Source organism: Parapedobacter defluvii, from assembly GCF_014642075.1.
Lineage (GTDB): Bacteria > Bacteroidota > Bacteroidia > Sphingobacteriales > Sphingobacteriaceae > Parapedobacter > Parapedobacter defluvii.
This window is the reverse complement of sequence record NZ_BMIK01000014.1, coordinates 14,736-30,173: the sequence shown is the minus strand read 5'-3', so window position 1 is coordinate 30,173 and position 15,438 is coordinate 14,736. Positions and strand designations below refer to the sequence as shown.

Annotated in this window: 14 protein-coding genes; 11 read left to right on the top strand and 3 right to left on the bottom strand. The window is 46.7% G+C overall.

The window, feature by feature from the left end; genetic code table 11:
* Nucleotides 1–21: 21 nt before the first annotated feature.
* From IEX60_RS17415 to IEX60_RS17380, 8 genes are all read left to right on the top strand, one after another.
* Complete coding sequence (locus IEX60_RS17415) at nt 22–915, top strand: PorP/SprF family type IX secretion system membrane protein (protein WP_188752687.1); 894 nt, start codon at nt 22–24, stop codon at nt 913–915.
* A gap of 153 nt (nt 916–1,068) precedes the next feature.
* On the top strand, nt 1,069–1,650 hold the full coding sequence (locus IEX60_RS17410; RefSeq protein ID WP_188752686.1) for an RNA polymerase sigma factor: 582 nt from the start codon (nt 1,069–1,071) through the stop codon (nt 1,648–1,650).
* A 39-nt stretch (nt 1,651–1,689) separates the two neighbouring features.
* Nucleotides 1,690–2,817 carry a FecR family protein gene (locus tag IEX60_RS17405; protein WP_188752685.1) on the top strand — a complete coding sequence of 376 codons (1,128 nt, stop codon included), beginning with the start codon at nt 1,690–1,692 and terminating at the stop codon, nt 2,815–2,817.
* 272 nt (nt 2,818–3,089) lie between these two features.
* A complete protein-coding gene (locus IEX60_RS17400; protein ID WP_229717623.1) occupies nt 3,090–6,515 on the top strand; it encodes a SusC/RagA family TonB-linked outer membrane protein in 3,426 nt (1,141 codons plus the stop codon).
* A 10-nt stretch (nt 6,516–6,525) separates the two neighbouring features.
* Nucleotides 6,526–8,463 carry a RagB/SusD family nutrient uptake outer membrane protein gene (locus IEX60_RS17395; protein ID WP_188752684.1) on the top strand — a complete coding sequence of 646 codons (1,938 nt, stop codon included), beginning with the start codon at nt 6,526–6,528 and terminating at the stop codon, nt 8,461–8,463.
* Between the two features lie 33 nt (nt 8,464–8,496).
* Nucleotides 8,497–9,837, top strand: coding sequence for a DUF4959 domain-containing protein (locus tag IEX60_RS17390; RefSeq protein WP_188752683.1), 1,341 nt, complete (start codon nt 8,497–8,499; stop codon nt 9,835–9,837).
* Between the two features lie 98 nt (nt 9,838–9,935).
* Nucleotides 9,936–11,447: a glycoside hydrolase family 140 protein gene (locus IEX60_RS17385; RefSeq protein ID WP_373285062.1), complete on the top strand. Its 1,512-nt coding sequence runs from the start codon at nt 9,936–9,938 to the stop codon at nt 11,445–11,447.
* 125 nt (nt 11,448–11,572) lie between these two features.
* The gene (locus IEX60_RS17380) at nt 11,573–11,869 is read left to right on the top strand and encodes an FtsB family cell division protein (protein WP_188752681.1); all 297 of its coding nucleotides are present in this window, start codon (nt 11,573–11,575) and stop codon (nt 11,867–11,869) included.
* 83 nt (nt 11,870–11,952) lie between these two features.
* On the opposite strand, the gene IEX60_RS17375 is transcribed toward IEX60_RS17380, so the two are convergent.
* Entirely contained in the window at nt 11,953–12,849 is an 897-nt protein-coding gene (locus tag IEX60_RS17375; protein WP_188752680.1) for a DUF3078 domain-containing protein, read from the bottom strand.
* Nucleotides 12,850–12,979: 130 nt separating this feature from the next.
* Between IEX60_RS17375 and rlmH the strand changes: the two genes are divergently transcribed.
* Nucleotides 12,980–13,453 carry a 23S rRNA (pseudouridine(1915)-N(3))-methyltransferase RlmH gene (gene rlmH, locus IEX60_RS17370; RefSeq protein ID WP_188752679.1) on the top strand — a complete coding sequence of 158 codons (474 nt, stop codon included), beginning with the start codon at nt 12,980–12,982 and terminating at the stop codon, nt 13,451–13,453.
* 66 nt (nt 13,454–13,519) lie between these two features.
* Nucleotides 13,520–13,645: a hypothetical protein gene (locus tag IEX60_RS24995; protein WP_262892330.1), complete on the top strand. Its 126-nt coding sequence runs from the start codon at nt 13,520–13,522 to the stop codon at nt 13,643–13,645.
* Between the two features lie 30 nt (nt 13,646–13,675).
* On the opposite strand, the gene IEX60_RS17365 is transcribed toward IEX60_RS24995, so the two are convergent.
* Together IEX60_RS17365 and IEX60_RS17360 are read right to left on the bottom strand one after the other, a co-directional pair.
* Nucleotides 13,676–14,113 (bottom strand): DUF5606 family protein, encoded by a 438-nt coding sequence (locus tag IEX60_RS17365; RefSeq protein WP_188752678.1) that lies wholly within the window; start codon nt 14,111–14,113, stop codon nt 13,676–13,678.
* On the bottom strand, nt 14,110–14,556 hold the full coding sequence (locus IEX60_RS17360) for a peptidylprolyl isomerase (protein ID WP_188752677.1): 447 nt from the start codon (nt 14,554–14,556) through the stop codon (nt 14,110–14,112). Before IEX60_RS17360 ends, IEX60_RS17365 begins: the two co-directional genes overlap by 4 nt.
* Before the next feature lie 97 nt (nt 14,557–14,653).
* On the opposite strand from IEX60_RS17360, the gene radC reads away from it, so the two are divergent.
* Nucleotides 14,654–15,349 carry a RadC family protein gene (gene radC / locus IEX60_RS17355; protein WP_188752676.1) on the top strand — a complete coding sequence of 232 codons (696 nt, stop codon included), beginning with the start codon at nt 14,654–14,656 and terminating at the stop codon, nt 15,347–15,349.
* Nucleotides 15,350–15,438: the final 89 nt, after the last annotated feature.

Sequence of the window (15,438 nt, the reverse complement as noted above, 5' to 3'; positions counted from 1 at the left end):
GCTTGATAAAAGGCGATAACCATGAAAAAGACCTTATTAATAACGGCATTAACAGCGATAGTTGCATTAGCTGCCTATGCGCAACAACCGCTTACTCATACCCAACACGGGCAGATTCGGACGAATGTGAACCCTGCGGCCTCGCTGATGGCGCAACGGGGGGAAATCGCGGTGATCGGTCGCAGGCAGTGGGTAGGGTTGGATGGTGCGCCGTCTGTGCTTTGGGGTAGCGGGCACGTGGGGTTTGAGCGATTCAGGGCGACAGCGGGTGTGAATATCCGCCACGAAAGCCTGGCCGTGGAAAAGTTGACCGAGGCAAGTGCTTTTTTTGCAAAAGGGGTACGGATATCAGAAACCGAGTACCTGGGGTTGTCACTGAATGCGGGCTTCAGCTATATGGATGGTCGCTTTTCGCAGCTTGACCCGCAGGACCCCGCATTCCGGCAGGATGTGCGGGAGACGGATGCACTGGTGGGCTTTGGGGTGACGCTGTACCGCCCCGGGCGGTATTACGTGGGGTTGTCGCTGCCACGGCTGATGCTGGGTAACCTGGGGGTAGGAGACGATAACCGCTATAATTTCCGAAATATCTATCACCTGATGGGGGGAGCGCTGTTCAATATGGGGACGGATTTCCAGTTCCGTCCATCGGTGTTGGTTACCTATTCGGAGAGCCTGCGCCCGCAGGCAGAAGCCACGGCGATGTTTTTCGTGAAGCGGGTGTTTGGCGTGGGGCTGAATGTACGGAGTTACGGAAGCTTGGCAGGTATGGCGCAGATCAACATTCAGCAGTTTAGTTTGGGATACAGCTACCAGTTCGGTACGCGCAACGAGCCGCTGAATCGCTCGATTAATAATAGCACCCATGAGATCGGGCTTAGTTACCGATTCGGCGCGGAGCAGGGGCTGTTGTAAATTCCATATAGGAAAGTACAGGATGCGTATTCAAAAAAAAAATTCATATTTGCCAATGTTGTAAACCTAGTATGTTACGTAAGATTTTCATGATTCAAAATTGGGTTGTTGTGTTTGTCTTCCGTGGCTGTTTTGATACACTTGAGCAGAGATGTGAAAAAACCTGATAGTGACGATAATGAACTTTTGGGCAGGTTAAAGGAAGGAGATGCCGAAGCATATACCTTGCTTTTTAACCGCTATTTTGAACCATTGTATCGGCACGCGTACCACATGTTGGCCGATCGGGATGCGGCATACGACATTGTTCAGGACGTGTTTGCCGCATTTTGGGACATGCGCAGCGAATTGCAGGTTACTTCTGTAAGATATTATTTGTACGCCGCAATCAGGAATGGCGTATTGAATGAGATCAGGCGTTCGAACAGGCAGGAAAAGCGCCTGGAGGAGTTTGCCGCTTTTTTGCAGACGCAAGAGATCCCCGCTGATTTTCTTGTGCGTCTGAAGCAACTGGAAGAAGAGATCAACTTAGCAATTACCACGCTTCCACCTCGTATGCGGCAGGTGTTTTTACTTCGCCGTGATGAGGAACTGTCGTATGCTGAAGTCGCTGAACGGATGAATATATCGAAACTGACGGTTAAGACACAGATGAACAAAGCTTTACATTTGCTGTGGAAGCGGATTTCTGTGCTATTTATGACAATTATCATCCTGATTTACCTAATTGGCTGAGTTTTTTTTGATTGCCGATACAACCAATGCCCTTGACCGGTGTCTTGGTTATTGATGGACAGGGAATATGCAAATCATTTAATTGATAAGTTCCTTAAAGGTGTACTTGCACCCGAAGAGGAATACTTATTATTACGTTGGTACGAGGCCAAAACTAGGGATACTGAGGTCGGCCAGCCCTCGGATGTGGATATCAAGGTGCTGCGCGAACGTATGCTCCATGAGTTAAAACGTCGCCGTTTGCTTAAACGGATGACTGTGCGTTATCTGGCGGCAGCATCGGTTGTCGTGGTACTGGGGATAGGATCCATAGTTTATTTTGCCAACCGTCCTCTACCACAGGAGTCGGTTACAGCGACAATCGGACCCGGAGGAAACCGGGCAACACTCACACTTATAAACGGAAAGAAAATAGACCTAAGCGAGCAGCAGGCGGGTATTGTAGTGACAGATGATATTACTTATTTGGACGGTAGCAAGGTCGTTGAAAATGACAGAAAAAAGGATACTAAAGGTGTAGGAATGGGTCTGTTGGCGCTGCATACTCCTAAAGGAGGAACCTATTCGATTACGTTGTCCGATGGGACACGTGTTTGGCTGAATAGCGAATCGACCTTGCGGTATCCGGTTCATTTTTCCGATACAGAACGGGTGGTTTTTCTTGAAGGAGAAGCCTATTTCGACGTGTCAAAGAATAATAATGCTTCAGGGAATTGGCCGTTTCGGGTAGAAGTTACCGGGCAGCACATTGAGGTGCTGGGCACCGAATTCAATGTTGACGCATATAGAGACGAAGGGGATGTTAAAACCACGTTGGTTTCCGGAAAAGTGTGGCTGACAGACGATCATAAGCAGTCCGTCATCCTTCGCCCAGGGCAGCAGGCAAGTCACATGGGGAGAGGTTTTTCCGTACGGAAAGTAGCTGTACAGGAGTCAATTGCTTGGAAAGATGGGTATTTTTATTTTAACGACGCAGACCTGGATCGTGCATTGAAACAGTTTGCCCGTTGGTACGGTTTGAACGTATCGATATTTCCGAAGAGAAAAAATGAACTTTTTTCCGGTAGAATAAGTAGGTCGATCCCTTTGGCCGATGCGATTGCGATATTGGAAGAGATTTCCGGAAGAGCCATTTCGGTTGAGGGAACTACCATTTACGTACGGTGAGGTGCGTATGGAAATTAAGCGGCAGAAAGGAGGTGTCTGTTTGAAAAAATAAGCTAACGAATATTGAACGGGCTTAAAACGAAAAGCCGATAGTGCTCCGAACACTACCGGCAACTGGTTTTAAGTTACCTTAAAATACGGCCAATCATCAATGATTAGTGAACCAAATAATCAAGATAAGTTATAAACCCAATAAAGTTATGCATAATACTGAAATATGCAAAGGGCATCCTATAAAACCAACCCATTGCAGAAAATTAAGCAGGTTCTTAATGAACATTACGTCTTTACTAATAGCATTCGGTTGTTTTCAGTTTGCGATGGCCTTAACAGGCTATGGACAGAAACTGACACTGAATCTCAAAAATGCCAAGATTTATACAGTAATCGATGCGATCGAAAAAGAAACGGGCTATACCTTCGTGTATAAAAAGAAGGACCTGGACCGTATAAGGAGGGTCGACCTTCATGTGATCAATGCGGAATTGATAGACGTACTGGAGAAAGTATTCCCGACAGAAAAAGGACTTTCTTTTCAGACCCGGAATTCGGTAGTCATCGTAAAAGCCCTACCAATGTTTGCCAGCGCAGAAAAGGTAAAAGCTAAATCAATGATACCCCCGGTGGAACAGCACGATGTTAGGGGGATGGTAACGGATTCAACAGGTATGGGCCTGGTGGGGGTAACAGTTTCGGTGAAGGGAGATTCCCGGACGATGACCAGCACCGATCAGAACGGGAGGTACGTATTGAGCGTGCCTGAAAACGCCACTTTGGTATTCACGATGGTAGGTTTTTTACAACAGGAGATTTTTGTGGACGGCCGCGAAGTGATAGACATTGCCCTTGCACAAGATCAGTCCGGATTGGACGAAGTGGTGGTGGTTGCCTTTAGCGGTAAGCAAAAGAAGCGTGAGGTTGTCAGTTCGGTTACCTCGATTAATCCTTCTGAACTGAAGGTGCCATCCAGCAACCTAACGACGGCACTGGCGGGTAGGTTGGCAGGTTTAATCGCTTATCAGACCAGCGGTGAACCGGGACAGGATAATGCCGATTTTTTTATACGGGGAGTGACTTCTTTTGGTACCGGAAAGGTGAATCCATTGATCCTTATGGACAATGTGGAAATATCAACCGATGATCTATCCCGGTTACACCCTGATGATATTCAAAGTTTTTCCATATTAAAAGACGCAACCGCCACTGCGCTATATGGTGCTAGAGGAGCCAATGGAGTCGTGCTAGTAACCACCAAAGAGGGTAAGGAAGGACGCCCGAAAATATCGCTGAGGCTGGAAAATTCGTTTTCTTCGCCTACAAAAACTGTGAAGATGGCCGACCCGATTACATATATGCGTTTGGCCAATGAGGCTGCAAGTACCAGAAATCCGCTGGCACCGATACCCTATTCCAATAGGCAGATCGATAACACGATTAGCGGTGGAAATCCGTATGTATACCCGGCGGTCGACTGGATGAGTATGTTGACAAAACCTGTGACCAGCAATCAGCGTGTCAATGTCAATATTAACGGAGGTGGCAGGGTGGCGCGATATTACATTGCGGGATCCTTTGCGCAAGACAACGGGGTGCTGAAAGTAGACAAACGCAACAATTTTAATAACAATATTGACCTGAAGAAGTACCTCCTCAGGTCTAACATCAATATTAATTTCACGAACACAACGGAAGCGGTTATACGGGTTCATGGAACGTTTGACGACTACGTTGGACCGATTACCGGTGGGAATGATATGTATCGGAAAATTCTTCAAGTAAGCCCGGTTCGATTTCCCGCGTATTTTGCCGCTGATGAAAAGTATGAACGTGCCGAACACATTCTTTTCGGAGGGTATGAGGGCGATTCATATATGAATCCGTATGCTGAAATGGTAAAAGGGTACCGTCAGGAGAGCAAAACGGCTATGATGGCGCAGATTGAAATTAAGCAAGATTTAAGTTGGCTGACGAAGGGCCTGGATGCGCGGATTCTGGGAAACACGATCAGAAATTCCGGTTTCGATGTCCGCCGGGCTTACAGCCCTTTTTATTATCAGGTAGCCAACTACGATAGGTTTTCAGATGAATATATCTTGAGGGAGCTGAATGCTTCATCGGGTAACTCCTATATTGAATACATTCCTGGATATAAAAGTGTTGTAAACTCGTTTTATGCGGAAGCGGCGTTAGCTTACAACCGGACGTTTGAGAAACACAGCACAAGCGGCATGTTGGTCGGCATTGCTAGGAATTCGCTGACGGGCAATGCCGGATCGTTATCGGAGTCGCTACCTAAGCGAAACCTAGGAGTTTCTGGAAGGTTTACTTATGGTTTTGGCAGCCGCTATTTTGCTGAATTCAATTTTGGGTACAATGGCTCGGAGAAATTTGATAAAGGGCACCGATGGGGTTTTTTCCCTTCCTTCGGACTGGGATGGTCGGTATCAAACGAGCCTTTCTGGAAAGGCGGACTGAAGGATGTAATTTCCATGCTGAAGCTGCGCGGTACCTATGGTTTGGTTGGGAATGACGAGATCGGCTCAGAACGGTTTTTCTATTTGTCTCAGGTCACCATAGGCGGTGGCGGTGGGTTTTCAACGGGCTATGATCTGAGTTCGGGGACGGGAATCAGCCGTAACGGAGTGCGCATCAGTAACTATCCAAATTCCCAGATCGGCTGGGAGATTGCCCACAAAACCAATCTTGGGATTGATGTCGGTTTGTTTAACGGAAAGGTCGAAATCTTGGCTGACTTATTCCGGGAGCACCGCACAAACATCCTGCAAAACCGGGCCGATATTCCCACATCCATGGGGTTGTGGGCAACCCCGCAGGTAAATGTGGGAGAAGCATTGGGAAAGGGCGCTGACATATCGGTGGATTACAACCATGTGGTCTTCCCCGGATTCTGGTTTGTGGGAAGGGCCAATTTTACCTATGCCCGGTCTACGTATAAGTACTACGAAGAAGCCGATTATGCGAGTATCGGCCTCCCGTGGCTCTCGCGCGTAGGGAATTCAGTTTCACAGCGCTGGGGCTATGTTGCTGAGCGGTTGTTTATTGATGAAGCAGATGTTGCTAATTCGCCAAGGCAGGACTTCGGTGAATATCTTGCCGGCGATATCAAGTATAAAGATATAAACGGGGATTTTGTAATTAACGAAGCTGATATGGTTCCCATCGGCCGGCCGGTAATACCCGAAATAAATTATGGCTTTGGACTATCGGTCGGATATAAAAGTATCGATTTTTCATTTTTTTTCCAAGGTTCTGCACACTCGTCGTTCTGGATCGATCCCGCTGCCATGTCCCCTTTCAAGCAAACCTCATCCGGCGGACAAGTGCTGGAAACGGGTCTCACCCAATTTATAGCGGATAGTTATTGGTCGGAGCAATCGCAAAATCCATATGCGCGATGGCCACGGTTATCGAATACGATCATCAATAACAACATGCAAAGCAGTACATGGTTTATGGAAGAAGGACCGTTTCTTCGGTTTAAGAGCGCCGAAATGGGATATACCTTGCCCCAAAAGGCGGCAGAACGGTTAAAATTGTCTAAAGCACGTCTTTATATTAATGGAACCAATTTATTGATGTTTAGTAGGTTTAAGTTGTGGGATGTTGAAATGGGCGGAAACGGATTGAACTATCCCCTGCAACGGGTATTCAATCTAGGTGTCAATATATCATTCTAATTGGAAGATTATGAAAAACTTGATAAGAATAACAATAGTAACTCTTGCAATCAGTGGGTTTGCGTCATCATGTAATTACCTGGATGTGGTGCCCGATAACGTACCTACGGTTGATCATGCATTCAAAAACAGAAACGAGGCGGAAGGGTATCTGTATGGATTGTTTTCCTTCCTTCCGGAGTTTGCCAATGCAGCTTCTAATCCGGCTTTGCTAGGTGGTGATGAGGTGTGGTATATCGATCCGGTGGAGGGAATGAGTCCAGTACTGTGGTACCTTTCGCAGGGGCGGCAGGGTACCAACAATCCATTGGCAGATTATTGGTCCAGTAAGCAGGACGAGACCCAATATGGTCTGAATGGAGGGAAAGCGCTGTTTACGGCATTGAGTGATTGCAACATTTTTCTTGAAAACATCCATAAGCCGTTTGATCTCTCAAAGTACGAGCGGGAGAAATGGATTGCTGAGGTCACATTTTTGAAGGCATATTATCATTTTTGGCTCTTCCGGATGTATGGACCTATTCCGCTGATCAAGGAAAATCTGGAAATAAGTACCAAGGGAGAGGGGGTACAGCGGTATCGGCAACCGGTAGACGAGGTGGTGGATTACATCGCTGAATTGCTTGACGAGGCAGCAGTAAACTTGCCCGTACAGGTGGAAGATATGGCATTTGAAATGGGACGGCCAACGAAGGTAGTTGCGTTAGCTGTAAAAGCACAACTGCTGACATTAGCTGCAAGTCCGCTTTTCAATGGGAATACCGATTATGCATCGATGGTGGACAACCGGGGGATACAACTTTTTCCGCAGACTTACGATGCCGAGAAATGGAAACGCGCCGCGGATGCCTTGGAAGAAGTGATAACACTGGCGTTTGAAGCTGGACACAATCTGTTTGATTTTTCAAAGACCCCATTTGCCGGCAACCTGAACGAAAAGACCATTGCTGCGATGCAAGTAAGGGGGGCGGTTACCGACCGATGGAACAGCGAAATCATTTGGGGCGATTCGAACACCGATCCCGATGCGCTGGAAAGAGCCTGCCACCCAGTCTTTACCCTCGCGCAGCTAGGAGGTGGAATCCGGAAGAGTTACGCACCTACCTTGAATGTAGTTGAACAGTTTTATACCAAAAACGGTGTGCCGATCGAAGAGGACAAGGAATGGCAGAACCGAAATCTGATGGAATTGCGGAAGGCAGGACCGGAAGATGCGTATTACATAAAAGAAGGATTTGAAACAATACAATTGCATTTCGACAGAGAAGCCCGTTTTTATGGTTCGATTATTTTTGACGGCGGCACGTTGTACGGCAACGGCAGGACGACAAACGACCAAAACCTGTGGGTTACCGAGCTGAAAAATGGAACGCTCGGCGGCGGACCGACCCCCCCCGGCAGGTATTCGAGCACGGGTTACTTATGCAAAAAGCTGATACATTATTTAACTGCAGCTCCCGAGTCAAGTGGAAACCTCGCTACCTACCGATACGCATTCCCCATCATACGGCTGGCCGATCTTGGTTTGATGTACGCTGAGGCACTCAACGAATATGCTACGGCACCGACAGCGGAAGTTTATTATTACGTGGATGTGATCAGAGGGCGAAGCGGACTGCCCGGGGTAATTGAAAGCTGGCGTACTCATTCGATCCATCCAGATAAGCCGTTGTCAAAAGAAGGCATGCGCGAAATCATCCGGCGCGAGCGATTGAATGAACTTGCATTCGAGGGGGCACGTTTTTGGGACCTGAGGCGCTGGAAGCTCGCAGAGGAGTATATGAATCGTCCGATCCGCGGGTTGAACATCAGTGGAGAAACCGCGGATGAATTCTATCAGATCAAGAATGTTTACAACTTGACTTTTGAAAAGAAAGACTATTTGTGGCCCATCAAATTGAGCGTGATACTGAAGAATAAAAATTTGGTGCAAAACCCTGGCTGGTAATGGTTAAATAAATCGTTTAGATTTTAGATAGTTATGAAAAAATTACTGAATATATCTTGTTATATCCTTGCGTCTTCGTTCGTTTGGTCTTGTTCCGACGTGAGGGATTGGAGCGATCCGGTTGATAAAGAGGCTCCGGGAGTTGTGAGAGATGTGGCGGTCCGGAACGTCAACGGTGGAGCTGTCATTTCCTACACATTGCCTGATGATGACGATTTACTCGGTGTGAAGGCGGTATATGTACTGAATGATGGGGTACCGCGGGAAATCTACTCTTCTGCATTTAAAGACTCAATCACCCTGGAGGGATATGCGGATACGGAAGCGTTTTCGGTAAGTTTATATGCTGTGGATAAAAGCAAGAACGAATCACTTCCCGTAGAGGTGACGATTAATCCCCTGACGCCGCCCATTAAACTGATCCGCGAAACATTGGATATTAGCCCAACATTTGGCGGAGTGTTTGCCACCTGGGACAATCCGCTGAATAAGGAAATATCCGTTACCTTATACAACCGGACGCCCGGCGGGGAACTTACGGTATTTGATACCTATTATTCCAACGCTAGTAGGGGGCGTTACACGTTCCGCGGATTAACCAGCGAACCACAGGACCTGGTAGTCGAGTTGCGTGACCGGTGGAACAATTTCGCCCGGCCGCTGGACACGGTATTGACGCCGCTGTTTGAAACTGAGATATTAGGAAGAGACGAGCGGGGGGGAATGATCTGGACACAATGGGGATATAACGAGGGAACCCATTTGTTCCGGGGCGATATGCATCGATTAATTTCGAACAGGACAATCGCGAATGCTACCGATGGAGAGTTGATGAGCGGCAGCGTTTATTGGCACTGTTCCAACAACATGCTTAGTGACTTCATGCCGGGCCAACCGGAGGTAAATACATTTCCCTATTATTTCACGATTGACATGGGACGGAAAGCGTCCTACAGCCGCCTGGCAATGTGGATGCGGGATCGGTCGCCGCTGTTTTCGGCAGAATTGCCTTCAGTTTTTGAAATATGGGCGACAAATGAACCTAAACCCATCAGTGAAATTGGCAATGGCAGCAGGGAAGACAACCTGAAGTACTGGACGGAGTGGCCTGCTGCGGGCGGAACCGACGCTTGGAAAAATGATTGGGTGAAGATTGCAGATTGCGTCATGCAGCTGCCTTCGGGCACGATGTCACCTAGTGAACTTACCAATGAAGACAGGGATTATATACGGAGTGGTTTTGTATATGATATTGATACGGAACAGGCAGGTAAGCCGTACCGCTATCTGCGTTTTGTAGTCCATAAGACCAATACAGGCGTGCCGCAATTTATGATCAGCGAACTGAAGTTTTGGGGTGCTTATGCCGATTAAGCGCAATTGTAGATTACCTCGCAGCTTTGTTGCGGGGTAATCTTTTAGGAGAAAAATGAATTTTGTAAGAACGTTTACTAGTAAAAAAATCAATAAAAATGGTAATAAGTAAGGAAAGAAATAGTCAATCACACCCTCGATTGAGCATTTTGCTGTTGTTATATGTTTTTCTTTTGCCCGTAGGTACTTGTTTTGCACAATTCCACACGGAGCAGCTTTTTGTAAGTAAAAAAAATCCCCATCTATTGGTCACCGCTGATGAGACCCCCGTATTTGTGAATAGTTTTACCGTATGGATGCTTCTTAGGAACGGGTCAACAGATGATGTTTGCGAGTTGCTTTCACGGTTGAAGGACATGAAGCTGAATGCGATATCGATGATGGTGCTTGATCTAAATCTGGATGATATCGGTAAAAACTATTATGGTGATTATGCTTTTGAGTTTGATGAAAATGGTTTGCCGGATCTTTCGAAACCCGTTGTAACTCCGGGCAGCAATTCTGAATCTCCCGATGAATATGATTTCTGGGATCATTTGGATTTTGTGATTCGTAAGGCAAATGATAAAGGGATGTATGTTGTTTTGCATCCTGCATGGGGAGATTGGTTTTCGGGATCTTTTAACGGAAAACCTAATAAGTATGTTGTTTTCAATGAAAGTAATGCATATACATATGGTCGTTGGATCGGTGAGCGGTATGGAAACCTGAAAAATGTGATTTGGATGCTGGGTGGCGACAGGTCTGCAGTTTATGGAGAATACGATTACAGAAGCATCTATTCCGCAATGGCTAAAGGCGTTACGGAAGGGGTAAATGCCGCCGCAGTCCGTGATCCACTCATCTCCTATCATCCAAGAAAATGGGCGCCGAATTCCTCTGAGTGGTTTCACACCGAAAAGTGGCTGTCTTTTAATTCCATTCAGGATACTCCTTATGATCAGGTTGAATCAGTTCCGAAAGACTATCAGTTAGACCCCGTTAAACCGACCTGGCTTTGTGAAGGCCGGTACGAAGGAGCAATTACCGATTGGGGGATCAGGTACCAAGCTTGGCAAACCGTGTTATCGGGGGGATTTGGCCATACGTATGGATCTGATGCGTGGAAATTTCCGAAGGACGACTGGCGTCAATATTTGGAATTGCCGGGTCTTGTGCAAATGGGATATTTGTATCATGCGGTACGTGAGATATGGACAGATAAACAATTTTTAAGAAGGGTGCCCGATCAAAGTCTGATTATCGGCGATCAGGGAAATACGGTTGGTGACGGAAATACCGGTGAGGATGGAGATGGTGGTGGTGCGGCAGCATCAACGGTGAATGGACGTTCGGATAGGATTACGGCCATGAGGGGAAGTGACGGACGTTGGGCGATGGCCTACACAGCAGCGGGTAAAGATATTCATCTCGACCTGAAGAAATTAAAGGGAAAACTGAACGCTTATTGGTTTAATCCGGCAACCGGAGGATGGTGGGTTGACGGCGTAGAGTCAAAAACAATGCGCCCCTTTCTAAGAGATATCAGAAAACAGAAAGGAGATTTCATTTTCGACGCACCGGGTAGTCCTGGAAAAGGAAATGACTGGGTGCTGATTTTACGAAAATGACCAAATAAGTTGCGGCGAAACCGGGGTGGGACAACTGCTAACCGAACGATACATACTACGAGGCCACGTACGACGAGATTGTTATGAATTTGGAAATGTGAATATTTTTGCACTATTTTGTAAGTATGGAGCGATTACTGTCCATTATCCGAAATAAATACATTATAGCAAGCGTGGCTTTTACGGTTTGGATGTTGTTCTTTGACCGCCATGACGTGGCAACGCAATACGGTTATTACAGCCAGCTGAAAGAGTTGAGAGCCGAGAAGGAGTTTTACACAACGGAAATAGACAAAGTAACAAATGCCATCCACGACCTGAATACAGACCCTCAGGCCCTGCAACGGGTAGCCCGTGAAAAGTACAAGATGAAAAAAGAAAATGAGGATATTTTCGTGATCATTGAGGAAGAAGGGGAGTAGTAAAAGCGGCCATCAGCGGTCGTCTGTCGGCGATCAGCCGTGTGCCGATTGCCGAAATCCGAGCACTGACAGCCGAAAGCCAATTAAAATTTATACGTTAGTCCAACACCGAATACCTGCCGTACTTGAAGTGTCGGGCGCTCAGAACCAGGTACGATGGCACCATTTTCCTGACGGGGGATGAGCGTATTGTCATCATAAAGCAACTGTAACCCACCGTTAACAGAAATATAATCGTTTACCTTCATGAATAAGTTGAGCGTATAGTCCACGTCGATGTTCTGCGGATCTTCGAGGTAATTTGAATACAGCTTGAGGATGTTTTCCACACCGATGTTTTCCATCAGGTTTACCTTGTAGTAGGCGTCAAACGAAGCACCAAACTCGAAGCGGGAAGTGGAGCCTGGATCTACACCGAATGCACCAATACTTGACAACGAATCTTGGGTGACGAATATGAGGCGAGCCGCCGCCGGTGATAGGTTGAACCGGAAATTATCCGACTCTTTGTACGCAAAACCAGGCCCGAAACTCAGATAGGCGGGCGCGAAGGCTGTGGATATCAGCGTTCTATTATTATTGTCGTCATATTGGAATCCGTCGGCGAATTGGGTGTTGAAATTTAAATAGAAGGTATATAACCACCGTTCCGCGGCTTGGTATCCCAATAAGCTGTTCAGGACAATCCGGTCGTCGTTTTTCCGCCATCCGATGGATTTCTGCTTGGTAAGGCCATAAGCGGCGATAACTTTGTTGTCCCAACTCCATTTAGCCTTTTTATAGTTGAAATCGTAATTGAGCATCAGATTCGCGGCAAAGGAATTGACGCCACCTGCAGCCCAATTGGAAAACGAACTTTGATTGAGCAGCAGGGTGTTCTCACCGGCAATGCGCCAAGTGGTATCGGAAGTGCTGTCTTGGGCTTGGGCTTGCCAGGTTAAAACAAGCGTAAAACCTAATAAGGATAGTAATTTCTTCATGGTAATTAAATTTTGTGATAAGTAGTTTAAAAATGCAGTTAGAAAAAACAAAATGGGTGCCAAAGATGTTGTAAGTGCTTCAATCATTGCTGGTTTTTCCGTTCATAGGTAAATTTGTCTAACTTTGTGAATGCGTATAACCTTGTTGTGTATCGGGAAGACAGACGATGCTCACCTCAAAGCAATGATCGAGAAGTTCGAGCAACGGTTAAAACATTACATCCATTTCCAGTTAATAACGTTGCCGGACATCAAAAATACGAAACACCTGAGTGTCGATGAACAGCGGGTCAAAGAGGCGGCGATGATCGAAAAGCAGGTATCGCCGGGAGACCAATTGATTCTGCTGGATGAGCACGGCAAAGAATACCGGTCTGTTGAATTTGCGGGATATCTCAACAGGCTGATGGTGAGCAGTACACAGCATGTGGTATTTGTGGTAGGTGGGCCTTATGGTTTTGATCAAACAATTTATCAGCGGAGCAACGGCAAGATGTCACTATCCCGGCTGACTTTTTCACATCAAATGGTCCGGTTGTTTTTTGTGGAACAACTATACCGCGCATTCACCATATTGAAACGGGAGCCTTATCATCACGAGTGACCGTATGGAAAATCCAAGATTTAAGCATCCAAACAATAGATGATGACAATTGTTAACTAAATTGCTATGATAAATATCCCCAAGCGGAAATACCATTACAAAGGAGCGGATACAGCCAGTGAGAGCCGGTTGTTTTGGTTGATGGTGATCATCGGCATCGCCTTGATGGCCGCTATAATTTTTCTGTTCTGATAGACAGCTCTTTTTAAAAAAACGGGGGCGTTAATCGTCCCCCGTTTTCTGTGTGGCTGTCGTATCTGCATCTGCAGATGTTGGACGGTCCTCATCAAATAGCGGTAATTCTTTGATGATGTTGTACCAACTGATGATTTTTTTGATGTCTGAGGAATATACGCGTTCTTCGTCGTGGTCAGGAGCAACGTCCCGGAAAAAATTGCGCAGGGTTTTTCCATCAGATTTGGGGTCGGGTGTGGTCCCTTTTTCCTTCATCCGCTCCAGTATGTCTACGAGTTTCAAATCCTCTCCAAGGCCATAGACGGTAATATCTTCCAGCGTGGCCATTTTGTTGGTGGCAAGATTTACCACCGATTTCTTTTTCTGTTCGTCAAGGCTTTCCAATATAAAGCCACCCTTATTCTGTCCAATTAATTTGAACAATCCCGGTTTGCCCGTGACAGATACAAGCGCTTTCAGATTCATGCTGTTTGTTCTTCAATGATGTCAATACCCAATATCTTGTCGCCTTGACGGATGTCGTCGATCACCTCAACGTTTTCGACCACTTTGCCGAAGCAGGTATGGTGTCTGTCCAGGTGAGCAGTATTTGTACGACTATGGCAGATAAAAAACTGAGACCCTCCCGTATCACGCCCGCGGTGAGCCATCGATAAAACACCCCGATCGTGATATTGGTTATCACCGTCCAGTTCGCAGGGGATGGAGTATCCCGGACCACCGGATCCGGTACCCGTTGGATCGCCGCCCTGGATTACAAAATCCGGAATGACACGGTGGAACGTTACGCCATCGTAATAACCAGACTTCGCCAGTTTCAAAAAGTTAGCTACCGTGCCCGGTGCATCGTTGTCATAAAATTGCACCGTTAAGTTGCCCTTTTCGGTCTTGATAATTGCTTTGCTCATGTTTTTAAAATTGGACTGCAAAGATAGCGTTTAGTTGGGAAGTTTGGTAGGGAATCCGTATCTTTGGTTGTTAATACAACAACCTTAACGAATACCTATGAACCAGTTATCACATGTAGCTATTAAAGCTTGGGCGGAGGCCGATCGGCCGCGCGAAAAGCTGTTGGAACAGGGGCGGAGAGCACTTACCGACGCAGAATTGTTGGCCATACTGATCGGAAGCGGCTCGCGGGAAGAATCGGCTGTAGAACTTTGCCGCCGTATTTTGCACGACCGGAACAATGACCTGAATCAATTGTCGCGCCTATCGGTATCCGAATTGTGCCGGTATAAGGGAATCGGAGAAGCCAAGGCCGTCAGCATCGTGGCGGCACTGGAATTGGGCCGGAGAAGAAGGGAGCGGAGAAAAGAGCGGCGCGAGATATTAAACAACAGTGCGCGTGTATATGATTACATGGAATCGGTATACAACGATTTGCCTTATGAAGAATTTTGGGTTTTGTTTCTGGCCGGTGGATGTAAGCTAATTACCCGGGCATTGATTGGAAAAGGGGGCAGCGATTTTACACCGGTGGATATCAAACAGGTAATGCGTCTCGCGCTTGAATACCAAGCGACTAGTATCATCCTTACGCATAACCACCCTTCCGGTACCCTGAAGGCAAGCACAATGGATGTTCAACTGACCACGAAGTTGACCGAAGCGGCGAAATTGTTTGATATCTCCATCAATGATCATGTTATTTTTACCAATAGTGGATATTATAGTTTCCGGGACAGTGGGTTGCTGTGATTTTGGTGGTCAGTGGTGAGTGTTGGGTGGCCAGTGGGTCGACGGAAAAGGGGAAGGAGACAGGGGGCCGGTGTTTGAGAAACACGAAA